Annotated in this window: 16 protein-coding genes; 6 read left to right on the forward strand and 10 right to left on the reverse strand. The window is 69.4% G+C overall.

The features are described from left to right. The first annotated feature begins 53 nt into the window (after positions 1-53). From ACFYZR_RS09305 to ACFYZR_RS09315, 3 genes are read left to right on the forward strand one after another with little or no spacing between them, the layout of a single operon-like run. Complete coding sequence (locus ACFYZR_RS09305; RefSeq protein ID WP_391907245.1) at positions 54-2,129, forward strand: helix-turn-helix transcriptional regulator; 2,076 nt, start codon at positions 54-56, stop codon at positions 2,127-2,129. Beyond that, on the forward strand, positions 2,126-3,097 hold the full coding sequence (locus ACFYZR_RS09310; protein ID WP_391907247.1) for a hypothetical protein: 972 nt from the start codon (positions 2,126-2,128) through the stop codon (positions 3,095-3,097). The genes ACFYZR_RS09305 and ACFYZR_RS09310 overlap by 4 nt, the downstream gene beginning before the upstream one ends. Then, entirely contained in the window at positions 3,094-4,029 is a 936-nt protein-coding gene (locus ACFYZR_RS09315) for a DUF6339 family protein (RefSeq protein ID WP_391907249.1), read from the forward strand. Before ACFYZR_RS09310 ends, ACFYZR_RS09315 begins: the two co-directional genes overlap by 4 nt. Here the strand turns inward: ACFYZR_RS09315 and ACFYZR_RS09320 are convergent. From ACFYZR_RS09320 to ACFYZR_RS09345, 6 genes are all read right to left on the reverse strand, one after another. Then, positions 3,998-5,224: a DNA cytosine methyltransferase gene (locus ACFYZR_RS09320; RefSeq protein WP_391907252.1), complete on the reverse strand. Its 1,227-nt coding sequence runs from the start codon at positions 5,222-5,224 to the stop codon at positions 3,998-4,000. The two genes, ACFYZR_RS09315 and ACFYZR_RS09320, sit on opposite strands and share 32 nt — an antisense overlap. Before the next feature lie 77 nt (positions 5,225-5,301). Further along, on the reverse strand, positions 5,302-6,306 hold the full coding sequence (locus ACFYZR_RS09325) for a DNA cytosine methyltransferase (RefSeq protein WP_391907254.1): 1,005 nt from the start codon (positions 6,304-6,306) through the stop codon (positions 5,302-5,304). Positions 6,307-6,356: 50 nt separating this feature from the next. Further along, entirely contained in the window at positions 6,357-9,335 is a 2,979-nt protein-coding gene (locus tag ACFYZR_RS09330; protein ID WP_391907256.1) for a Z1 domain-containing protein, read from the reverse strand. A 46-nt stretch (positions 9,336-9,381) separates the two neighbouring features. After that, entirely contained in the window at positions 9,382-10,362 is a 981-nt protein-coding gene (locus ACFYZR_RS09335) for a PD-(D/E)XK motif protein (protein ID WP_391907259.1), read from the reverse strand. Continuing rightward, on the reverse strand, positions 10,352-11,890 hold the full coding sequence (locus ACFYZR_RS09340; RefSeq protein ID WP_391907348.1) for an ATP-binding protein: 1,539 nt from the start codon (positions 11,888-11,890) through the stop codon (positions 10,352-10,354). The genes ACFYZR_RS09335 and ACFYZR_RS09340 overlap by 11 nt, the downstream gene beginning before the upstream one ends. 144 nt (positions 11,891-12,034) lie before the next feature. Then, positions 12,035-12,421 carry a very short patch repair endonuclease gene (locus tag ACFYZR_RS09345; protein WP_391907350.1) on the reverse strand — a complete coding sequence of 129 codons (387 nt, stop codon included), beginning with the start codon at positions 12,419-12,421 and terminating at the stop codon, positions 12,035-12,037. Between the two features lie 181 nt (positions 12,422-12,602). Here ACFYZR_RS09345 and ACFYZR_RS09350 point away from each other — a divergent pair, with 181 nt between their 5' ends. Next, a complete protein-coding gene (locus ACFYZR_RS09350) occupies positions 12,603-13,763 on the forward strand; it encodes a DNA cytosine methyltransferase (RefSeq protein ID WP_391907261.1) in 1,161 nt (386 codons plus the stop codon). A gap of 96 nt (positions 13,764-13,859) precedes the next feature. Here the strand turns inward: ACFYZR_RS09350 and ACFYZR_RS09355 are convergent, their stop codons facing one another. Beyond that, the gene (locus ACFYZR_RS09355) at positions 13,860-15,260 is read right to left on the reverse strand and encodes a PrsW family glutamic-type intramembrane protease (RefSeq protein ID WP_391907264.1); all 1,401 of its coding nucleotides are present in this window, start codon (positions 15,258-15,260) and stop codon (positions 13,860-13,862) included. A gap of 79 nt (positions 15,261-15,339) precedes the next feature. Next, positions 15,340-16,179, reverse strand: coding sequence for a tRNA (guanosine(46)-N7)-methyltransferase TrmB (gene trmB, locus ACFYZR_RS09360; RefSeq protein WP_391907267.1), 840 nt, complete (start codon positions 16,177-16,179; stop codon positions 15,340-15,342). A 211-nt stretch (positions 16,180-16,390) separates the two neighbouring features. Here trmB and ACFYZR_RS09365 point away from each other — a divergent pair, with 211 nt between their 5' ends. Further along, entirely contained in the window at positions 16,391-17,425 is a 1,035-nt protein-coding gene (locus tag ACFYZR_RS09365) for a family 16 glycosylhydrolase (protein ID WP_391907270.1), read from the forward strand. Positions 17,426-17,537: 112 nt separating this feature from the next. Here the strand turns inward: ACFYZR_RS09365 and lhgO are convergent, their stop codons facing one another. Both lhgO and ACFYZR_RS09375 read right to left on the reverse strand, forming a co-directional pair. Beyond that, the gene (lhgO, locus tag ACFYZR_RS09370; protein ID WP_391907273.1) at positions 17,538-18,782 is read right to left on the reverse strand and encodes an L-2-hydroxyglutarate oxidase; all 1,245 of its coding nucleotides are present in this window, start codon (positions 18,780-18,782) and stop codon (positions 17,538-17,540) included. Between the two features lie 121 nt (positions 18,783-18,903). Next, complete coding sequence (locus ACFYZR_RS09375; RefSeq protein ID WP_391907275.1) at positions 18,904-20,364, reverse strand: MFS transporter; 1,461 nt, start codon at positions 20,362-20,364, stop codon at positions 18,904-18,906. Positions 20,365-21,082: 718 nt separating this feature from the next. Here ACFYZR_RS09375 and ACFYZR_RS09380 point away from each other — a divergent pair. Next, positions 21,083-23,374: an asparagine synthase-related protein gene (locus ACFYZR_RS09380; RefSeq protein WP_391907277.1), complete on the forward strand. Its 2,292-nt coding sequence runs from the start codon at positions 21,083-21,085 to the stop codon at positions 23,372-23,374. Positions 23,375-23,445: the final 71 nt, after the last annotated feature.

The following is a 23,445-nucleotide window of genomic DNA, read 5'->3' on the forward strand; positions in this document are numbered from 1 at the left end:
GATTAACTGCGCGGCGTGCGAAGGGCAGGGGTCGAGGATCGGGAGGGTGCAGGGTGCCGCAGGATTTTTCGGAGTGGCTCAAGGGGCTGTTGCGGCAACGCGGGATGTCCCAGAAGGACTTGGCCGCCGCGATCGATGTGACTCCCGCAGCAGTGAACGCCTGGGTCAACGGGCGTTCCGAGCCCCGCTACGAGAAGATCGCCGCGATCTCCGATGCGTTGGGGGTTCCTGCCGAGGACGCGATCAGCCGGCGCCGGCCCGGTGCTTCGTCGTCCGAACTCTCCTGGATCTTCCGCAAGGCGCCCGCTGACGGCGGGCGCGAAGGCGGCAACGCGGCGGCCTTCGCCTTCTCGGCGAACTTGGAGGTGCTTGCCCGGGAAGCCACCCAGAACAGCCTCGACGAACGACTGCCCGGCGGGGAGCCGGTCGTCTCCCGGTTTGTGCTGCACGAGCTCACAGGGCACCACCTCGACGAATTCCTGAAGGCGCTCCGTTGGAACGAGATCGAGAAGCACCTGCACGCGGCGGCCGACCCCGGCCAGAAGGTCGGGCGTGTACTCCTCGACGGACTCCAGGAGCTGGAGCGCACTCGACGCCTTGTGCTGCTCAGGATCGATGACTTCAACGCCACCGGCTTGACCGGTCCCGACTACGCCGACGGGCGCTTCGCCCGGGTGGTGCGCAGAACGCTGGACAGTGGCAAGGCGGGTGCTCAGGGCGGTTCCTACGGCCTGGGCAAGGCCGCACTCTGGGCGGCGAGCCGGTTCGGGCTGGTGCTCGTGAACAGCACGCTCTCGGAGAGCCAGGACGGAAGGTACGAGCGCCGCATGGCGGGGCGGCTCGAACTGCCGTGGCACGCTCTGGGGACGGAGGAATTCGCCGGCCCCGCATGGTTCGGTGTGACGGACCCGGACCGCGTCGACTCCGCTCGCTCGTGGTGGGGTGATCGGGACACCGCTCGAAGCCTGTACCTGGAACGGGACGACACGGCGCCCGGAACGTCCTTCCTCGTGGTCGGGGCCTACGACGGATCCGGAGACACCGAACAGCTGGAGGAAATGCACGAGCGCCTGGTATCGGGCGTAGCGCGTAACTTCTGGGCATCCATGGTGAGGGGCGAGAGCACGGCACCTCTCCTTCGGGCCTCCGTGACTTCGTGGCGGAACGGCCGAGTGGCCAGGCCCGAGGAGCGCATCGATCCGCACCAGTACGAACCGGCACGGTCCAGGGCCGTGAAGGCATTCCTGGACGGTCGTACCGTCACCGACTTGACGGCGCGTGAGGATGTCCTCGCCATGACGGTGCCCCTCAAGCTGCCTCGTCTGAAGGAGAGCGTGGCCTCGGACCGTACGCCACCCGCGACGCACGACGCCGTACTGCTCATCACGCCGGCGGGTGACGACGAGCCCGCGCCCGACCACATCTCGTACATGAGGGCCACGCGCATGGTTGTGCGCAGCAAGAGGATCGGTGATCTTCCCCTTGGGCACCGGAGTTTCCAGGCGGTCCTGCTGGCCGGGGCTGCCACGCTCAAGGACACTCCGGACGTGGCGGCAGCCGAGCATCTCCTCCGGGCCTCCGAGCCTCCGGACCACAATGACTGGACCGGGACCGAGGACCTCACTGCGATGTACATGCGCGGTGCACGGCAGTGCATCGTCAACTTCAAGCGGCAGGCCGAGCAGAGTGTCCGTGAGGCGCTCCAGACACAGGATGACGGGCAGAGGGACGACGAGGGCCCCGAGGTTCTCAGGGAACTGCTTCGCCTCGATCCTCCCAAGGCACAGCGGACCCAGGGCTTCCCGACGATCCACGCGGTCGAGGGCCACGTGGACGAGCAGTCGGCATGGCGGGTGACTGTGACGGTGAAGTGCCCTGAGCGGGAGGACCCCTGGGTGCTGGCCCCCGTGGTTCGGTTCATGGGCCGTGAAGGCGGTGGGATCCCCGTCAGGTGGGCCGGCAGGCTGGTTCCGGTCAGGAACTGCGAGCTTACCGAGGAGGGGAACCTTTTGTTCCGTGGGCGCAGGGGCGTGTTCAGCGGTGTGACCGACGTTGCGAGTCATCCTGTATCGGCGGCGATGTCCCGCATCGAAGTGGACGTGCCCCGCGCGAAGGAGACCAAGGCATGAAGGCGGTCTTTCCCTATCCTGTTCTGTCGAGTGAGGTCGTCCTGGCTGCCGACGAGGTCGTGGTCGACAACACCCCTCGCTCATTGGGCTTGATATCCGATCGGGAGCACGTTGTCGCTCTGCACGAGGTGAAGGGGCGCTGGAACGAGATCCGGATCAAGGTGTCGGTGAAGGTGGATGCCGGTGAGCTGGATGCCGGACCGTGGACCTCGGTGTCCTGCATCGCTGTCGCCCGCAACATGAAGACCAGGATTCGGCATACGTTCGAGCTGGTGCGTACGGATGACGGGCTCTGGCGGGGCGAAATCGAGCTGCGTCGGGGAGAGCAGTGCGACGCCTGCGAGCTCGACGCCTGGATCGTGGCGGATGTCGCTGGAGAGCCGGGCCGCTTGATCGGCACCGCGAGCGATCGATGGCGTGTGGACTTCGAGGCGAAGACACCCACGCAACAGCGCTCCATCAAGATGGTCTGGAAGGACTTCACGGACGACACCAACCACGAACTCACGGAGTTCCGTGACGATCCATGGCTTCTCGACGCGCAGGCCGACGAACCCGTTCTCTACCTGAATTCCTCGGTGGAGGGGCTGCGCGGCGTGCTGGAGAATGCGGCCACCGCTGAGCAGAAGGTGGTCCGTGAAGTGATGGCTGCTCAGATAGCCTCCGAGGCATGGTCCGCGATGTTCAACGCTGCGGTTTATGCGAGTTATCAGGAGGACGGGCAGGTGCAATGGCCCGGCGGCTGGCACGAGGATGTCCTCAGACGAATGCTGCCGGACGTCTTTGCGGACCGTTCCCCCGGTGAGGGTCTCACTGATCTGGTTGAGAGGCGTACGGAGGGACAGAGCGGCGGGGACCTGCAGAGGCGCGTCATGCATGCCGCGACCCTCCAATCACGTAAACCGAAGGCCGTGGCAGGCGCGCTCAAGTCGCTCGCACGGATGGCCAGTGCGAAGGAGTCGGTGTGAGGACTGCCGGGTCGGAAACGCCCCAGGAAGAGGAGATGATCGGTCGGCTGCCGGTCTCCGTGGCCGTCAAGGCCCTTACTGCCGGTGTCCTCGCCGGCTACGAGCCGGTGCCCGCGCGGCGTCTTCTCAAGAGTGCCGACTTCTCCGAGGGAGCGGTGCCGAAGAGGCAGGCGAAGTCGATTCGCCTGCTGTGCGATGAGGCCATGCGTCGATTCCACGACAAGTCGCCGACGGCGTCCGATGCCTGGCTCGCTCCCCGACTGCACTACACCTTGCGGATCACGAGGGCCGAGGCTGCGGATGCCGGTCTCTGGAACTTTCTGGCGATGTGCGTGGCTCCGGATTTCGTGCGGTGGCGGTGGGGGAGGCCGAAGGAGGACGACCGCCGCGCAGTGGGTCAGGCGGCCCGTTACGCCGGCCCCTGGCACTCCCAATGCTTCTCCCGACTGTGGTGGGCGGCAGAGCTCTTCCGGGACGGGCCGGACTACCGTCCGGTGGAGATCGCCTGTGGCAACCAGGACGTCCTGAACACGGTCCTTCGCCAGGAGCTGGCCCTGCACCGCCCGGCCGCGCAGGCGGTCGTCCGGCTCCTGAAGGACCGCGTGATAGCCACCGGCCGAGAGGTGAACAAACTGGCGCAGGCGGCGTATGCGGCGTCCGCCACGATGATCTACGAAGTCTTGGCGCCGGACGAGCTGCAGGAAGCCGACGAGCTGCAGGACTGGATCGACGCCATTGGGGACGCTGTGGAGGCACCCGACGACCGCCTGCCGTCCGGGCCGGACGACGGTCGGGTCGACGAATGCTCCATAACCACGTTGGTGGAGTGGTTCGAGCGACTGGCGGCTGCGGCTGTGCGGGGGGAGGCGGAGGAACCGGTGGTCTCCCGTGCCGAAGGCGTCAGTCTCGCGAAGACCGCTTCTGGTTTCTGAGGGCTTCGTAGACCACTGAGGCGAGCGCCTTGGCCAGGCCGATGGGTACGGCATTGCCGATCTGCCGGGCGATCTGGGTCTTGGTGCCGTACCACTTGAACTCTGGGGGGAAACCCTGGATGAGGGCTGCCTCGTACTGGGTGATGGGGCGGTGCTCCGTGGGGTGAAGGTACCGTCCCTTCTCGGGCTTGAAGTGCTCCGTGCGAATGGTCACGGAGGGACGGTCCGAGTGCATCCGCCCCATGACGTCGCCCGAGCCGCTGTTGTGGTTGTCCCAGCTTTTTGTCGAGAGGTAGACACTCTCGCCGTTGATGTCGGCGTGCTTACCCCGCAAGTCGTGTCGATTGCCGCCGGGCGGAATGGCGGCGTAGCGGGCCAGGGACAGCGGTTCCGGGGCGCGACGGATGTGCAGCTCGGTGGTGAGGTACGGTCCCGGCTGGCGGAGTCCCAGAGGGGAGGAGTCGTCTCCGGGACGATCAGGGAAATCCTGGAGCTGTACTTTCTTCGTCCGATCGAACACGGCCGGTCCGACGGCGACCCAGGGCAGTGGCCGCGTTTTGCTCTGATCATCCAGCGGCGGTTGCCAGGCGTGGGCCTTCCGGTCGTGGGTGGGGCACGGGTGCTCGACCGGGCGCAGATCCTTGCGGGTGCCGATGACGATGGTCCGCTTGCGGGCCTGCGGTACGCCGTAATCGGCAGCGTTCAGGATCTGGACATGAAGCTCGTAATTCTCGAGTTCCTCGCCGGGGGCGGTGATTTTGTTCAGTTCCGCGAATTGTCCCGAACGGATGAACCGGTCCACGTTTTCCATGATGAAGACCTTGGGCGAGACCTTTTGCACCACACGAATGTATTCCTGCCAGAGCAGGTTCCGCGGGTCGTCCACGTCCCCCTTCCCCAGACCCGAGAACCCCTGGCAGGGGGGCCCGCCCAGGATCACCTCGGCATCGGTGAAGTCGCCCGGGTCCCAGACGCTGATGTCGCCGGCGTGCACCTGAGCATCCGGGAAGTTCGCTGCATACGTGGACGCTGCGGCCTCGTCGAACTCCACTGCCGCCACGGAGACGAACGGGGACGACGCATGCCCCTCGGGTGCGTATTCGTGAAACCCCTGCGAGAAGCCCCCGGCGCCCGCGAACAGATCGATCACCTTGATCGGTTCGACGTGGGCGGAGTCGGAGGCAGGGCTGGTCATGGTGGGGAAGTCTAGTCTGCGGGGGATGCTGCGCCGAGAGAGCACGGGCTGACCCTTCGCGCCGCCCGGCTCGTGGCTCATGCCTCCCCATCCCGTTCGTGGCCGAGCGCATCGGCTATCGCCCGCCCCACTGCCTCGGCGACCGGCGGCGGTGACGCGTGACCGATCTGACAGTACCGCGAGGTCTTGTTCCCCTTCAGTTCCCAGCCCGGTGGAAACGCCTGCAGGGCGGCGACCTGCGGGATGGTGAGCTTGGGGAGCAGCTTCCGGTCCTCGGTCTCCGGCGGCCAGGGGAAGTCATGCGGGGGTGCCGTGTCCCCCAACGAATTGCCGTTGACCCCCAGCTTCTCCCACGCAGCCTTGCTGCCGCTCTGCCCGAGGTCGGGTCCGCCCCGGTTCTTCGATCCACCGACGATTGTCGGTGCAGGTCTGGCCGCCCGTGCTGCCCAGCCCGACGCGTGCGGCCAGCCCCGTTCGGCCATGGAGGCCTTGAGCGTGTCACCCACGGTGGGGGTTCGATCCACCACGGGCGCGGGCCACTGGAACCGGCCCGCGTGGCCCTTCCGCAGTGCTACGAAGAAGCCCTGCTTCCGCTCCTGCGGGACGCCGAAGTCCGCCGCGTCGAGGACAGCTCGATGCAGCTCGTAGCCCAGGTGCTCCAGCTCGTCATGGACAAAGGCGCGAAGATCGGTGAGGTGCTCGGACTCGACCAGATCCGCGATGTTCTCTATCAGGAGAGCTCGAGGCCGCACCGCGTGGACCAGGTAGATCGTCGCCTTCAGGACCTCGCGCGCTTTGAGGTCCTGTGGAAGCTTCCTTCCGCCCTTCAGCGACCTCACCCGAGGCGGACCGGCCGCCATGAGGTCCACGTCGTAGAGGTAGGGGTGCTCCGCGGGGTCGAAAGTGAGCAGGTCGGTCTCCAGGACGTTCCACTCACCACCTTTGTTGGCGCGGAGGGTCTCACACGAATCCTGGTCGTTGTCGATCAGAGCCAGGGGAGCGAATCCTGCCTGTTCCAGCCCGAGAGCCTGTCCTCCGGCGCCGGCGCAGATCTCGAGAGACGTGAGGCGAGGCGTCGGCACGGTGGATCTCCTGGAAGGCTCGGGTGGAACAGGCGAGGAAGGCGCTCGGGTCACTGCGAGATGATCGCTTCGTTCTCTCGGGACGCGTCGATCGTGGTGAACCGGACCACCTGATTGCTCCGGCCGCGCGCCGCCGAAGGGGCGACAAAGGCGAAGGCCATCACCACTTTGCCGGGGTCGATGCGTCCGTCCGGAGTGATCGCATCGGTGTTCCGCTTCTCCACGATCGGATACAGCGCAATCGCTCCTCGCCGCTCCGCCACGTACTGCTCGGTGGCGTCATCTCCGCAGGAGGGCAGCGCGCCGGCGATCCGGAGCAGCGCGGCGCGGTGCCGCGGATTGCTGATCGCGCCGAACAGGGGGTCGCGTCGCCGTTCCACGCCGAACCACGAGAAGGACCGGGCGGAGTCGCCGAGGACGATCTGCTGCCGCCGGGTGGTGTGCTGCGGGGCGACGACGAGCCAGTCGTCGATCTGCCCGGAGTGCTTGGTGATCTCCTCCAGGTAGGCCAAGTGGGGTGCGAACTGCTCGCCGGAGTGCCACTTCAGGGCGGACAGAACGCTGAGCATCCCATCCGCGGGCACGGTGCCGACGAGGGCATCCACACGGTGGCGCCTCGCAACGTCGTCGAACTCGTAGGTGAAGGCGGTCGGGACAGTGTGCAGTTGTTCCAGGACCGGGGTCCAGAGACCGACGTTGTGTCGCAGTGCCGCCGGCTGTGTCGGGTAGGCCGTCGGCTCCTGCCATTCCCCCGGGGACCTGACCTCGACCAGCCGGGCGTTGTACATCTTGTTCGGGCTGGTCGGCTTGAGCCAGGGGAGGTGCTGGGAGACCAGTGGCGGAACCTGTGCAGGGGTGACCTGGGGGCGGCCGTCGACCAGGACCGAGTACTGGGCGAGCTGGGCCCGGAAGGACTCCTCGTCCCGGCAGATGGCCTCGAACCCTTCGTAGAGGTCGAGCTCCTTGCTGCCTGCCGTCTCGTTCCTGCCGATCCAGAGACGCACCAGGTCGCGATAGCCCTCGCGGAAGCCGAACCAGCGGCCCATCTGCATCATGGTGGATGCGTTGCCGGCGCGGCGGCGGTAGTACGAGACGGTCAGGCCTTCCACGGTGAAGCCGCGGGACAGCTTCTGCCCGCCCAGCAGGATCTTCCAGATGGAGCGGCGCTCGAAGTCGGCCTCGCCGCTCTCGATGTCCTTGTCGCCGTTGACGACGATGACGGGGTTGAGATCGCCGCCGATGCGGGCCGTCGCGGCACCGAGGTAAGGGGCGAGCTTCTCGAACGATTCAGGGACGGCGTAGCCGTCGGCTCGCTCACGGGAGACGGGGAGCAGGTCGGACTCGAAGAGCTCACGCAGGCGGGCGTGGCCGGCCGCGCTCGTGTAGCCGGACTCGTCCCATAGCTTGAGGATGCGGCCCTTGAGCTCCCGGTGGTCCGCGGTGAGCCGGGACTCGTGCACCAGCATGGTGTGGTGCCGGTACGTCTCCGGAGGGACAAGTGGATCTTCGGTCTCCCGGAAGATTTTGACCGCAGCGGTGAGGACGAACATGTCCATGGCCCGCCTGAGCGAGAGACCGTCGTCCTCCTCCTCGGAGGCGTCGATGGAGCGGATGTATGCCAGCTCATTGGAATTGGCTACGGTGCGCTCGTCCTCCGGGACCTGCGGGTCGAGGTCGTGGAAATCCTGGACGCCCATGTATCCCTTCGGGCGCGACAGGGAGATCAGAAAGTCCTTGGGGAAGATGTCCGCGGTGTCGCTGGGATCGATGAACACATTGGCGAACGGCGTCGCGGTGTAGCCGACGTACTGGGCGCGAGGGAGCAGGCTCAGCAGTTCCGAGAGTTTTTCGTTGATCGCAGTGCGTTCTGCGTTGCCGCTGCGACGGGGGTTGACGGTGTTGACCGATGCTTCGTCGGACTCGTCGTCGATGATCAGTGTGGGGATCTCGCCGAGCAGTCCGCTGATCTTCTTCAGGTCCTTTACGAGCTTGGCCAGCACCGTCTTGTTCTTCTTAACGACCATCAGGCGTGCCGCAGCGTGGTCCAGGTTGCGGGGGTTGTACAGAGGGAGCGACTTCTCCCGCTTCTCGATCTCGAGGGCGCGGATGCCCTGAGCGAGGGACTTGTAGTCGTTCTCCCGCGTGGTCAGACGCTCGATGTCGAAGCCGCCGCGCTCCGAGGGCAGCCCGGAGTGGTCGATGAACCGGCCGCGCAACCAGTCGCGGTCGTCCGCGTAGTCGGACTCGGTCTCCACCGTTCCGCGCAGGATGTTGTCCCGGCCGACAAGCTCCATGTCGAGCCGTCGCTGGGTCTGACCGCGCAGAAGGTTCAGCGTTCCACCGAGCACGATGACCAGTCGGTAGCCGGCGTCGACGGCTTTGGCTATGACACCGGTGAAATTGGCGGTCTTGCCCGACTGGACGTAACCGACGACGAGGCCCTTCGACTGGTACGCCTCGACGGATGTAGGGTCGGCCAGCCGTTCCACGACGCGCTCGGCGGCCTCGCCCAGGTCCGCCACAGTCCCGTCCGACCACCCTTTGGCCTCCCGCAGGTAGCGCTCGTACGCGGGCCAGTACCAGTCGACACCCCGCGGAGCACCGATCCCGCGCCAAGGGGTGTACTCCTGGCTGATGACGACAGGGCCCGTGTGCTTGTTGACAGGGATCTCGGCCTCCAGCAGCTTGCTGGTCGCGAGCTCCAGGCCGAGGAGGCCGAAGACAACCGTGCGGCGTTCGTCGGTGCGGGCCGCGGTGCCGGCGCACCAGGCTTCGGTGGTGGCGTCGGCCGCGTAGTCCCAGTCGGTCAGGTGCTTGCGCCACAGGCGCAGGAGGGCGCCCGTTTCCTCTCCGTCACGGGTGAGGGCGTCCCGGAACGCGGCCTCCGACGTGTCCACGACGACGCCCTGTGCCCCGGCATAGAAGGCGACGCTGGGTGACAGCGGCATGGGGCGCCCGGCCCGCATGGCGGCCAGGGCGGTCCGGTGCAGTTCCAGGAGCGCCTGGGCGCCGTTCTCGATGGGCGTCATCAGTCCATTCCTCGAAAATGTGACGGGGTGAAGGGGTACCGGCCGGTCACTGGGCGAGCGCGAACCGATCGCGCAGAGCTGCCGGTGGATCGGGTGAGGGCTGCAAGCCGGTGAGATCGATGCGGTAGTCGATGTCTTTGATCCGGGCGGCGACGTCCTGAGGAAGGTTTCCCAGTGCCGAGCGGTCCAAGGAGGGAAACCGGTCGTCGGCCATGAGGACGAGGGGAGTACTGCGCATCCTCCATCGCTCGTCGTCCTGGCCACGCGGCAGAGCGAGCCGGTCCAGGAGCATGTCGAGACGATCGAGAGCGGCCGGCGCATTGTTGGAGACCCGGGCATGTACGGCTCTGACACACTCGGTGAGAGTCCGCCCTTCCGTACCGCCCCGGGTGACCTGTATGGAGACGATCCACAGAGGGCGTCCCGGGGCGGGCGTCAGCTGGTCGAATCCGTGGACGGTGTGCAGGCGCTCCTCGGAGGCGGTCGTCTTCACTTCCACGTCGTACTTGTCGGTGCCGAAGTCGTGCTCCTCACCGAACGGGCCTTTCCACGATTCGACCGCATTGCCCCAGCCATGGACCCTCGCCAGGCTGCCCAGGACCGCCAGCTCGCCCATCAGAGCGATGCGCCTCTCTGTGGTCAGATCCCGGGGCCTCTCGAGCAGAGCGCGCCATGCGCGTACCGTTTCGCCGAAGGCCTGCTCGGGCGTGCGACCCCCGACTGTCACCCGATCGGCGACACCGCACAGAAGGTCGTGGAAATCGCGCAACAGCGTTCGCTGCGTCGTACGCAGTCGGGCCATGCGGAGACCTTCAAGGGCGATCTCCTCCACGCGAATGAGTGGATGCGGGGACTTGGGAAGCCGCTGCCTCGGGCCCAACTGGAGGTGGAGCGCTATGTCGCGGTCATCGGTCACCACGTAGTCGACCCTGGGCGACTGCGGGCCGGCCAACGGGATGGAGATGCCACGCCCCGAGGCCAGGTATTCCTCGATCTCGGACCAGTTCGCCCGTATGTCAGCCGTCATGGTCGGCCACCCGGTCGAGTTCGCTCCGGGCGGCCGATACCAGGATCGATTGCCAAAGCTGCAGATTGTCCTTCTCGCGGGAGCCGCTGTACTCCTTCTCGAAGACTCGGTGCAGCAACAGGTACATCAGGGACTTGAGCATCGGGGCGTCGTTGAGGCTGCCGTTCCGCCCGCCCAGGATGGCCCGGCGGTAGTGCTGATTGAGGACAACGGAGCGGTTGTCCCTGTCGAGTTGGAAGAAGAGGTCCGTCTCCAGCTTCTGCCACACGATCGAGATCGGTTCCTCGAGAGGAAGCAGAGGCAGTTCCTCCTCGATCGTCACCCGGACCTCGGGGGCGACACCGCGCCCCGGGCCGATCACAGGCTTTCGCGCGGTACCGGACCGCTTACGTGCCTCCCGGTAGGCGGTGTCCGCATCCGCGAGGTACTGGGTGAAAAGGCGTCCCTCTGCGTCTGTGGCCTTCTCGAGTCCCTCGATGAACTCGGGGGAGGTGTCGACTCCCGACTTCTTCACGGTGAGGCGGAACACGTCGTTGGGCAGCGAGGGAAGATCCATGGCGACCCGCGCAAGTGAGAGATGCTGCTCGGGCTGGCGGAAGTTGTTCCACCCACCGGCCTGCACGAGACGGTTGTTGCGGTAGAAGTAGAAGCCTTGGCGATCGAGTACGGTGCCCACCGCTCGATACTCGTCGAGGTTGGACTTGGGCGGCCACACGTGGGCCTCGAACGTGAGGTCTGCCGTGGGGCCGGGCATGCTGGTGGTGAACTGGCGTGGGTAGTTCGGGTTGCCCGTCACCGGGTAGCCGAACGGGTCGAGCGGTTCGACGCCGAAATCCAGGTAGACAGTGCGTGTACGGACGTCCTCGACAGCGATCGTGATGTTGAAGTCCTCGCGGGCCAGGAACCGGTGCAGATACAGACCGAGGTGGAGCCCCAGCTTGTTGATGGTTCGCTGGAGATAGCGGTCGGTCTGGCCGCTGCCACCGTGCTTCGGGAAGTCCTTTACCCCGTCCCAACGGACCACGGTGCCCTGCCATTGGATGGGGCGATTGTTGTCGTACCGGTCTATGAGGCTCTGCGCATAGGCGTGATCGACGATGTCGCACTGGAAGCCCGCTCGGGCATGCTCCGTCAGCCATCGTCGGCCCACCGTTCGCGTGCGTTTGGTGGTGCTGACGACGGTGACTGCGTCAGCGTGCGAGAGCGAGGCCGACTTCAGGCCTGTGCCGAACATGCCGAGAGCGCCGGATGCGTAGCTGCGACGGCCGCCGACGGTCATCGCGACGTCCAGTGCCTCCTCGTCCATCCCGTGGCCGTCGTCGACCACCAGGAGCGAGACCAACTGGTCGCCGTCCCGGAGGAAGTGGATGACGACATCCTTGGCACCTGCGTCGATGGAGTTGTCGACCAGGTCGGCTATGGCCACTTCGAAGCCGTACCCCTGGCTGCTCAGCGCTTCCACGTAACGGGGGTCCGGGGGCAGACGTTTGCTCCCGGTGATGGGGACGTCGAACTTCCAGTCGGTCATGTTCAGCCTTGGATCCAGGTGGTCGTCGTGAGTCACTCACCGTGACGGTACTTGTACGATCAATCTAAACCGTAGTGCACGGATCCGGCGGTGAGGCAGGATCCGTGCAATCAGGAATGCGCTCAGGGCTGATATCGGTGGAGATCAGCGCCTGGAGGCCCGTGCTGCGTTTACGGCTGCGGCGATGTCGGCGGCTACGGCCGACGGATCCTCGTGCTCCCAGAACCGCAGCACCGTCCAGCCCGCTTCGATGAGCTGTTCGGTGGTCTCCTTGTCGCGGGCCATGTTGCGGTCCAGCTTCTGGCGCCACCAATCGGCATTGGCCTTGGGGCTGGTGGCGTGCTGTGGGCACCCGTGCCAGAAACAGCCGTCGAGGAAGACGGCGATCCGTGCACCTGGGAATGCGATGTCGATGGATCGCCGAGGCATGCCCGGGACGGGGCGATGGAGCCGGTAGCGGTGTCCCTCATGGAAGAGCAGGCGCCGCACCGCCAGCTCGGGAGTCGTGTCACGGCTGGCCTGGCGGCTCATGCGGGCGGAAACGCCGGGTGAGGAAGGCAGGGCGGGCACGTTTCCATTCTGCCGCCGTCGGGCCCTGTCCCGGGGTGGTGCGGAGAGGATGCCCATCCTGACGTGTTCGAACATCTGACCTCATTGTCACTCCCTGGTGCCACACTGGTGCGACTGTTCCAAGTCGCACCCAGGGGGGCCGATGCGCTTCAGAGATGACCTGCTGTCCTCGATAGAGATCTGTGCCGGTGCCGGTGGGCAGGCACTCGGCCTGCACGCGGCTGGTTTCCGGCACTTGGCTCTCCTGGAAATCGACAAGCATGCCTGCGCGACCCTGCGGAAGAACGTGGTGGGGCATCCCGAATGGAGCGGATGCGAGGTCATCGAAGGTGATGTGAAGGACGTCGACCCCTTCGTGCACCCGCAGCTGGAGAAGTTCGGGCTGGGGCCGGGGGATCTGGATCTTCTTTCCGGCGGTGTGCCCTGCCCGCCGTTTTCGGTGGCCGGCAAACAGCTCGGCGAGGACGACGAGCGGGACCTCTTCCCCAGGATGCTCGAGCTGGTGGAGCAGCTCCGACCCAAGGCGGTCATGATCGAGAACGTCCGGGGGATCCTTGAGCAGAAGTTCGCTGCTTACCGCGAAATGATCGTGTCCGAACTTGAGGGATACGGCTATGAGTCCTGTGGCTGGCAGCTGATTGAGGCCCGGGACCACGGAGTTCCCCAGCTTCGTCCCCGGGCCATTCTTGTGGTGATCGACAAGAGGTATGCGGGGGAGGCGAAGTTCGAGTGGCCAGTGGGCAGCGGTGGGGCAGTCGTCAGCGTCGCAGAGGCTCTCGAGGAGACGATGCGGGAGCGGTGCAGGCCGCACGGAGCCAGGGGACAGGCCGTCTTCGATAAGTGGTTGGAGAAAGCCAGGAGCCGTGGTGGCGAGGCCCCCACGCTGGTAGGCGGATCCAAGAAGCACGGAGGCGCCGACCTGGGCCCCAGCCGTGCAAAGAGGGCCTGGGCAGCGCTCGGTGTCGATGCCATGGGAGTTGCCAATGACCTTGAGAGTTGCGTTCCTGAGAGGGAGCTTTTCCGGGAAAACGGCCCGATGCTCACTGTGGAGCAGGCGGCGATAATCCAGGGTTTCCCCCGGGAGTGGAAGTTCACCGGCGGAAAGACTGCTCGCTATCGCCAGGTGGGCAACGCCTTCCCGCCGCCGGTCGCCGAAGCCGTGGGCAGGTCCATTGCGGCTGTCCTTCGTCCTGGCGGCGATGGGGAAGCGATTCCGACTCCTGCCCGGGCGATCATCCCGAAGAGCCCGGTCGTTCGGCAGCCCCAGATCAGTTTTGACGACCTGGCGGCGGCGAACGCCTGACACCTTGATCCCCTTCAGCGCAAACCTTCGTTTGCCCGGCTCCAGAGTGGAGGTTTGCGCTGTCGCGCAGGGGGGCCGGCTGCTTGCCCGCCCGTCTCAGCGGTGCTGCCCCGGTGTCTGTCCCCACGCCGGGCTCGGGCTTGCCGTGGGAGCCGGGGCCGTAGGGGCGCCCCACCCCTGCACCGCGCCCGGCACCGGGGGTGCCCCCCACGGGTGGGCCGGTATCGGGGCCCCGGGTGCCCCGAAAGGCTGCGCCACCCCCGCCACCGCCCCCGCCAGTGCCGGCTGGGCGACATCCCGGCGCTGCCACAAGTGGTGCAGCAGTTCCGCCTCCCTTGCCCCGAAAGCGGGGTCCGGGGTGCCGCGGAGGGCTCGGTGGCGGAGGAAGGCCAACGACGTCGCGTAGGAGATGTACTCCGCCACCACGCGGGACGCTGCCGGGCCGCCTGTGCGGCGGGCGAGGTCTCGGGCTATGCCTCGTGCTCGCATGGAGGAGAGGGCGTGGGGCTCGGGTGGGGTGAGCCAGCCGGCGGTCTGGTAGGCGGGGAGGTGGGTCTGGATCGTGCGGAGTTCGTTCTGGCGGGACCAGATGGTCAGCCATGTCAGGAGGGCGAAGACCGGCACCATGAAGAGGGCGTAGACGGCCAGGAAGCCCGCGCCCGGCAGGGTGGCCGAGCCGTTCCACAGGCCGTGCAGGAGCATGGCGGTCAGGAGGGCGACTATGGGGATCAGCCAGCGGAGGGCTCGGCGGCGGGACGGCAGCGTTGCCGCCAGGCCGAAGCCCAGGCCCGTCATCGACGTGAAGAGCGGGTGCGCGAAGGGCGACATCAGCACCCGGACGAAGAACGTGGCGGCCGTCGTCGACCGCAGGCCCTCGTAGCCGAAGCTCTGGTCGTTGGCGAAGGCGTTGCCGAGGTAGAGGATGTTCTCGGTGAAGGCGAAGCCCGTGGCGGTGATTCCGGCGACCACGACGCCGTCGACTATGCCGTTGAAGTCCCGCCTCCTGAAGAGGTAGAGGAGGAGGATCGCCGCTGCCTTCGCGCTTTCCTCGACCACCGGGGCCACGAACGTCGCGCCCCAGCCCGCCGCGTCCTCGCGCTGCGCGCCCGCGACCGTCGTCAGCAGCCACTTCGTCGCGTAGCCGTTCGCGAGGATGGCCACCAGCGTGGCCGCGCACGCGCCCCACGCGAAGGCGAATATCAGGCTCTTCCAGGGCTTGGGCTCGACGCGGTCCATCCAGCGGAACGCGGCTATGAGCAGCGGCACGGGCAGTACCGCCAGGCCCAGCCCCACCAGGAAGCCCTTGGTGCCCGTCTGCTCGCGAACCAGCGCCAGGATGATCAGGCCGCAGAGCGCGAGCAGCAGGAACACCGCTCCGATCCGCACCGCCTTGTTGTCCCAGAGGGTGTCCCACAGGGCCCGGCGGGGTGCGTAGTGTCCTGACGCCGGGGGAAGAGTGAGCGTCTGCTGCTGGGAGTGAGGCGGTGGCTCATGCACGCACCGAACCCTAACCAAGGGGCGGAGAGCGCAGTGACGGTTTTCCCGCCCCTTGGAGCGTCTTGGAATGTGCTGTGCGTTACGCCGCGCGGCGGCGGAACAGCAGGTCGTGGACCACGTGGCCCTTGTCCAGGCCCTGGCCCTCGAAACGGGTCAGCGGACGGAAGTCCGGGCGCGGGGCGTAGCCGCCGTCGGGCTGGGTGTTCTCGAAGTCCGGGCTGGCCATGAGGACCTCCAGCATCTGCTCCGCGTACGGCTCCCAGTCCGTCGCGCAGTGCAGCAGGGCACCCGGCGCGAGCCGCGTCGCGGCGAGCGCCAGGAACTCCGGCTGGATCAGCCGGCGCTTGTGGTGGCGCTTCTTGGGCCACGGGTCCGGGAAGTACACGCGCAGGCCTGCGAGGGCGTCCGGGACGAGCATCTCGCGGAGCAGGATGATCGCGTCGCCGTTGGCCACGCGGACGTTGGTCAGGCCGTTCTGCTCGGCCAGGTTCAGCAGGTTGCCCTGGCCCGGGGTGTGGACGTCGCAGGCGAGGATGCCGGTGCCGGGGTCGGCAGCCGCCATCCTGGCCGTGGCCTCGCCCATGCCGAAGCCGATCTCCAGGACGACCGGCAGCCGCGGGTCGCCGAACAGCTCACCGAGGTCCAGCTTGCTCAGGCCGTCGATGTCGAGGCCCCACTTCGGCCACAGCCGGCGCAGCGCCTCGCCCTGCCCGGTCGTGACGCGGCTGCGGCGCGGCTGGAAGGACCGGATGCGGCGCTCGTGGTGCGAGCCCGCGGGATCCGGCGCCGGGCCGTCGGGGAACATCGGCTCCCGGCGGGTGCGGGCGGGAGCGGGGGCGGCAGGGGCCGGTACCGCCGCGCGGGCCTCAAGGGCCTCGGAGTCGGTGGCTTCGGTGGTGGGAGCGTGGTTCTCGGACACAGTTCCTCAAGTCTACGGGCGGTGCCGGCGAAGCCGGTTGCGATCACGGATGGGCGCACCCCTGTGCGACTCAAGGGCAACCGGACGAATCCCCGTCCGCCGATCCGGTGGGCGGTGCCCCGGAGGCGCGTGGTGGCCCTGTTTGAGGCACGTCCCACTCATACGATCTTCCTCGCCCGGCCCGCCACGATGAGTGAGACGGAGACCACTCATGCGACTGCGACCGCGACCGCGACTGCGACGGCGCCCCCTCACCCACCGGTTCCCCGGAGCGGTGGCGATGCTGGCCGCCACCGCGGTGCTGATCGGCGGCTGCGATGTCGCACGGGAACGCGTCACGGAGCTCGGGCATGCGGGCGCTGCCCATGCCGTCCATGTCGTCCACGCCCGGTTCGCCGCGGGCCCCGAGCTCCCGCAGGCCGACCACAAGCCCCAGAAGCCCCAGAGGCTCCACAAGGCCGCCGCCCGCGCTGTCGAGGAGTGGCGCCTCGTTTGGTCCGACGAGTTCCGCGGACCCGCCCGCCACCGCCCCGACCGGGCCAAATGGTCCTTCGACCGGGGCGGCGAGCCCCAGTGGGGCAATCACGAGTGGCAGTACTACACGGACCGGCCGGGCAACGTCTCCCTCGACGGCCACGGCAACCTCGCCGTCACCGCCCGCCACGAGCGGGTGCGCGAGGTACGCGGGAAGAAGTGCGGCTTCGGGCCCTGCGACATCACCTCGGGGCGGCTGACGACTAAGGGGAAGTTCGCCCGCGCCTACGGCCGCTTCGAGGCCCGAATCAAGATCCCCAAGGGGCAGGGGCTCTGGCCCGCCTTCTGGATGCTCGGCGCCAACGTCGACAAGGTCACCTGGCCCGGCAACGGCGAGATCGACGTCATGGAGGCCCTCGGCCGGCAGCCCAACACGGTCCACGGCACCATCCACGGCCCCGGCTACGTCGCCCAGGGCATCGAGAACCACACCACCCTGGGCCGTGGCGGCAGCCTCGCCGACGGGTTCCATACGTACCGCGTCGACTGGATGCCCGGGAAGGTCACCTGGTACCTCGACGGCAAGCCCTATGGGACCGCCTGCGCCGGACAGCTCAAGCACGGACAGAAGTGGGTCTTCGACCACCCGCACTACCTGCTGCTCAACCTCGCCGTGGGCGGCGACTGGCCCGGCCCGCCCGACCGCTCCACGCCCTTCCCGGCCCGGATGCTGGTCGACTACGTGCGGGTTTACGAGCACACTGGCCGCTGAGCCCGGTCGGCTGTGCCGGGGGTGCCGCCGGTTCGGCACCGCCGGGCTCCGGCGGCGTGGCCGATCGCCGTCGCGGCGGGGAAAGGCATGGGGCTTCGCCCCAGGACCCTCCCTACTGGCCGAGATGAGCCAGCGCCCGCCGCGCCACCTCCCGGCCGATCGGCAGCGACGCCGTCGCCGCCGGTGAGGGCGCGTTCAGCACGTGCACCATGCGGGGCGACTCCGCGAACAGGAAGTCGTCCACCAGCGTCCCGTCCCGCAGCACCGCCTGCGCCCGTACGCCCGGCGCCGCCGGTATGAGGTCCTCGACGGTGATCCCCGGCAGCAGCCGTCGTACCGCCTCCGCGAAGGCGGGCCGGGAGAGGGAGCGCCGCATCTCGCCCGCCCCGTAGCGCCAGTGGCGCCGGGCTATCCGCCACGCGCCCGGATAGCCCAGCGTGCCGGCCAGCTCGCCCGGTCGTACCGTCCAGCGGCCGTAGCCCTCGCGGGCCGCCGCGGGCACCGCGTTCGGCCCCAGGTGGACCCGGCCGTCGATGCCCCGGGTGAGATGGACGCCCAGGAAGGGGAACGCCGGGTCCGGCACCGGATAGACCAGGCCCCGCACCAGATCCGTACGCCCCGGGGCCAGCTCGAAGTACTCCCCCCGGAACGGGATGATCCGCATGCCCGGGTCGTCGCCCGCCAGCCGGGCCACCCGGTCGCTGTACAGCCCGGCGCAGTTGACCAGCGCCCGGGCGCGCAGCACCTCGCCGAGCGACGTGCGCACCGCGACGGCTGGGCCTCGCCGCCCGACGACCCGTACCTCCGCCCCGTAGCGCACGGAGGCGCCGGCCTCCTCCGCCAGCCGGGCCAGGCGCCGGGCCACCGCGCCGAAGTCGCACACCCCCGTCGTACCGACGTGGATCGCGGCGATGCCGCGCACCGCCGGCTCGTACTCCGCGATCTGCGCGGGGCCCAGCTCCCGCACGGGAATGCCGTTCTCCCGGCCGCGCTGGACCAAAGCGTGCAACCGGGGCAGCTCGGCGCGGTCCGTCGCCACGATCAGCTTGCCCGTCACCTCGTGGGGCAGGCCCTGCTCGGCGCAGAACCGCACCATCTCCGCCGCCCCTCGCACGGCGAAGCGGGCCTTGTACGAACCGGGGCGGTAGTAGATCCCGCTGTGGATCACTCCGCTGTTGCGGCCGGTCTGGTGGAGAGCGGGGCCGCTCTCCTTCTCCAGGACCACGACGCTCGTGCCCGGCGCGGCGCGCGTGATCGCGTACGCCGTCGACAGGCCTACGATCCCGCCGCCGACGATCAGCACGTCACAGTCGTACCCGCCGCCGTCACCGCGCACTTTCTGCGCCTCGCCTCCCACGTCACCATGATGACGGGTGACACTGACAGTCGGCCGCCAGATGGGGGCGTGGGTGTTCGAGCCGCGGCCGGCGGGCGGGCCCGGGCAGGGGAGCCTCAGACGCCGCAGCGGCGGCCCGGCCTCACCCGTGCGCCACCAGCAGCGGCCTCGCCCGCTCGCGCAGCTCCACCACCCGGGGCTCGTTCCCGTACGGCTCCAGGCGGTGGAGCAGGTCCCGTACGTACTCCGTCGTACGGGCCGAGGAGATCCGTCCCGCGACCTCCACCGCCCGCGTGCCCGCCGCGCACGCCGCGTCCAGGTTCCCCGACTCCAGCTCCGCGACCGCCGAGACCACCAGGCGCAGGCCGTGCGAGCGTACGAACTCCTCCGTCGGCCGGGCCAGGGCCTGCTCCGTGAAGCGCTGTACCTGCCGTGGCACCCGCAGATCGCGGTAGCACTCGGCGGCGTCGGCGGCGAACCGTTCCTGGGTGTAGAAGTCCAGCCAGGACGGGTCCGGGTCGCCCGGACGCGCCCGTTCCAGCCAGCCCTCGGCGGCCTTCAGCGCCGTACCGCACGCGGGGCCGTCCCCCGCCTTCGCCTGGGCGCGTGCCTCGACGAGGCGGAAGAAGCTCATCGTGCGGGCGGTGGCCAGGCCCCGGTTGCGCTCCAGGGCGGCCTGGGCGAGGTCGACGCCCTCGTCCGCGAAGCCCCGGTACGTGGCCTGGAGGCTCATCGACGCCAGGACGTACCCGCCGAGCGGGACGTCCGCCGCCGCCCGGGCCAGCCGCAGCGCCTGGATGTAGTAGCGCTGGGCGGCCTCCTGCTGGCCCGTGTCGAAGGCCATCCAGCCCGCCAGCCTGGTCAGTTCGGCCGTCGCGCCGAAGAGCGAGCGCCCCACGTCGTCGCTGTACGAGCCCAGCAGCAGCGGCGCCGCGTCGACGCGCAGGCACTCGGGGACCATCGACGAACGCCAGTCGCCGCCGCCGTACTTGGAGTCCCAGCGGCGGGCGTCGTCGGCGGCCTCCCGCAGCTTCGTCACATCGCTGTGGCCGACACGCTGCGGTAAACCGCAGTCCGCGCCGGCTCCCGAGGCGGCGGCCGTGGCCGCCTCACGGGCCGCCTGCTGCGGCTCGCGCGCCACCGAACTGTCGGCGGGCGTTATCAGCCAGCGCGAGGCGGGCGTCGAATACGCGCTGACGGAGAAGGAACCGGCCAGGCTCTGCCAGATGCCCCCGCCCCCGCGCCTGCCGGCGACATCCAGCCGGTAGAGCTCCGTCGCGGACCGCACCGCCTGGCCGACATCGCGCGGAAAGGAGAGCCCCACCTCCGGCGCGGGATCGGCGTCCGCGAGCCCGATCTCGTGCAGCGGCACCGGCCGGCCGAGCTTGGCCGCTATGGCCGCCGCGATCAGATGCGGCGCCGCGCCCTGCGGCACCATGCCCTTGGAGACCCAGCGGGCGACGGATGTCTTGTCGTAGCGAAGTGTCAAACCCCGTTGCGCGCCGAGGTCGTTGACCCTGCGCGCGAGACCGGCGTTGCTGATGCCGGCGAGGGCGAGGACAGTGCCCAGCTTCTCATTCGGCCCGCGTGGCTCCCTGGACATGCGCACCCCTCGACGAACGGCGCCCGCCCCGGCATAGGCTCGAGGCATTCGTAAACCCAGCGTAGTTCGCCGCATCCCGACCGTTAAGAGGCGATGTCCCGGATGGCGAGATTCTGGCCCGTATGTGCGTGCATCGAGGGGCACGTGCTCCGGTTGTGTGTGGCCGTGCGCCCGCCGTGCGCTCTGTCCGCGCCCACGGGGGCGGCGGTTCCATGGTGGAGCGTGGGTTGGCCCGCTGCGCTGGAACCAGTGGGCTGGGGGAGGCCGTCGCCTCATTCCCCGCGGGCGGCGGCACGGTCCGGGAGGTGGCTCGCGCCTCCCGGGCCGTACGCGCGCACGCCGTCCGGTCCGTTCCCGGCGCGTTCGCGCCGTGTCCGTCCCCTTTCCGGTCCCCGCTGAGCGGACCGCGAACCGGGACGCCCCGAATTTGGCCGGATCCGGGTGCGCCGCGCGGCCGAGGACAGGCGGGTCGCGGGGGTGACCCCTTGGGCGAACCGTGACGAAACGCCATTTCCCTCCGTTGTCAGGTGAGTTGGCAGCGGGCGTCGCACGGATTCGCACGGAACCTGTCGCCCAACGGGCGCCCCATGGATGTCGTAACCGTCGCCCGCTGTGCATGATGACTGCTACCTGATGTGCGGCATGCGCGTCCTGGTGGTTGTCCTGCTTGCTTGTCCTGTTGCTTGTTGTTGGTTGTCCACAGCCTGTGGAGGCGGCGATGCGCTGGTTGGTGGGGTGGAGCCGCAGCGCTGCCGGAACCGGAGCACAGACCGGCCCCGACGGTCCCGACCGGCCCGACTCGCCCGGCCCCCTGGTCGAGCCCGTGGGCGCCCGCCTCCTGTGGGGCGAACCGGCGCCCCTGTGGGCCGTCGGCGACTGGCGCCCCGACGAGGTCCGCGTCGTCCACGCCGACGCCGACACCCGACTCGCCGTGCTCGGCCGCTGCGGCGCGAGCGACGACGCCCTGCGCTCCGGCCTCCTCGCCGCGCGCGGCGGCGCGCTGCGCCATCTGACCGCCTGGCCGGGCAGCTACACCGCCGTCGCCCGCGTCGGCCGCCGCCTCACCGTCGCCGGGGACCTCGCCGGCGCCCGCCCAGTCTTCCACGCCGCCTGGTCCGGCGGCACCGCCTACGCCACCGCGGCCCTCCCGCTCGCCGACCTCGTCGAGGCCGAGCTCGACATCGGCTACCTCGCCGCGCTCCTCGCCTGCCCCGACTCCCCGGAAGCCCTCGGCGACGGTACGCCCTACACCGGCGTCCGCCGCGTCCCGCCCGGCCACGCGCTGGTGCTGCGCGACGGCGCGCGGGACATCACGGGCTACGAACCCACCTCCTCGCTCGCCGTCGCCGCGCCCCAACTCGACGCGCGGCGGGCCGTCGAGGGCGTCCGCGAGGCGATGGTCGAAGCGGTACGGACCCGGCTCGCCGCCCCGCGCCACGCCCTGGTGTACGGCGAGTACGGCGAGCACGGCGACGGACACCCGCCGGGCGGTGGCGCGTACGACTCGAACGGAGCGTACGGCTCGTCCAGCGCGTACGGCTCGTCCAGCGCGTACGGCTCGTCCGACGGCGCGTACGGTCACGAGCGCGCCCCCGGCATGGGGCCTGCCCCCGGTACGGGATCCGCCCCCGGCGCGGGACCGGCCCACCGGCGCACCGCCTACCGTCGCGGACCCGCCCCCGGGGTCGGCGCCGACCTCTCCGGAGGCAGCGCCTCCGGCACCCTGGCGCTGCTGGCGGCCGGGCTGCCGGGCCTGCCCGGCACACCCCTCGGCTTCGGCACGGGAACGGGCGAACGGCTGCTCGCCGTCACCTTCAACGACCTCGCCTCGGACGGCGGCCGCACCCGCGAATCCGAACTCGAACGGGCCCGCGCGATCGCCGCCAACCCCCGGCTCCGCCACGTCATCGTCGCCGCCGGAACGGAAGCGCTGCCGTACGCCGAGCTGTACGACGGCCCGCTGACCGACGAACCCGGCCCCGCCATCGCCTCCGCCGCCCGGCACCGCAGAAGACTGGCCGCCGGCGGCGCCGACCACCTCGTCGGACACGGCGCCCGGCAGGTCCTCGACGCCCACCCGGCCCGCCTGGCCGACCTGCTGATGGACCGCAGACGGCGGCACCTCCTCAAGCCCGTCTCGGCGCTGGCCCGCGCCGACGGCCCCTCGGCGCACTCGCTGTTCGTCCCCTTCACCGTCTACCGGGCGGCTCGGCGGCTCGCCCGCACGTCCTACCGCGAAGGCCTTGAGGGAGCCGCGGCGGAGCTGCTGGCCCCGAGGGCGTACGACCCGTACGGCCCGGTTCCGGGCGGTCGGGCGGCGGGCGGCCCCGTGGACGCCTCGCTGGCCGCCCTCACCTGGTGCCGGACCGGGCCCGCCGCCCGGTGGCTGACCGGCGAGGCGCTCGCGGAAGTATCGGTTCGTCTCCAGAGCGCGGCGGTCCGCGCCAACGGGCTGACGCAGCGCCCCGGCGAACGCCGCGCCGCCGCCGCGCTCAGCCGGCACGCCGCGGACCACCGGGTCCTCGAGCAGGCCGCCGAGGTGCGCGGCCAGCGCCTGCACGCCCCCTTCCTCGACAACCAGGTCGTACGGGCCTGCCGCGCGCTCCCCGAAGCGCTCCGGGTGCAGCCGGGGGCGCGCGCCTCCGTGCTGCGCTCCGTCCTGGCCGGCGCGGGCATCCGTGAACTGCCGCCCGGCTGGGGCGCCCCGTCCCACGCCGCGCACGCGGCGGCCGGACGCGCCGGCATCGGGGCCTCCCTGGGCCCGCTCCAGGACCTCTTCGCCACACCGCTCCTCGCCGACGCGGGCCTCGTCGACGCCGGCGTCGTAAGGGGCGCCCTCCACGCGGCGGCGAGCGGCGTGCCGCTGCCCCTGGACGGGCTCGCCGAACTCGTCTCGGCGGAGGTCTGGTTACGCCGCCTCCTCGCCCGGCGCGGCACCTGCTGGACAGGCCCGGCGGCACCGCGCCGCCGCGCCGTGGCGGGCGGCGTGCCGCCCCGGCCCAGCCTGTGAGGACGGCGCAGGACGGTGCAAGACGGTGCCCGGCCCGATGAAGGGATGAACCCGATGAAGGAGGGCGCGGG

Source organism: Streptomyces sp. NPDC001678 (assembly GCF_042892945.1).
Classification (GTDB): domain Bacteria; phylum Actinomycetota; class Actinomycetes; order Streptomycetales; family Streptomycetaceae; genus Streptomyces.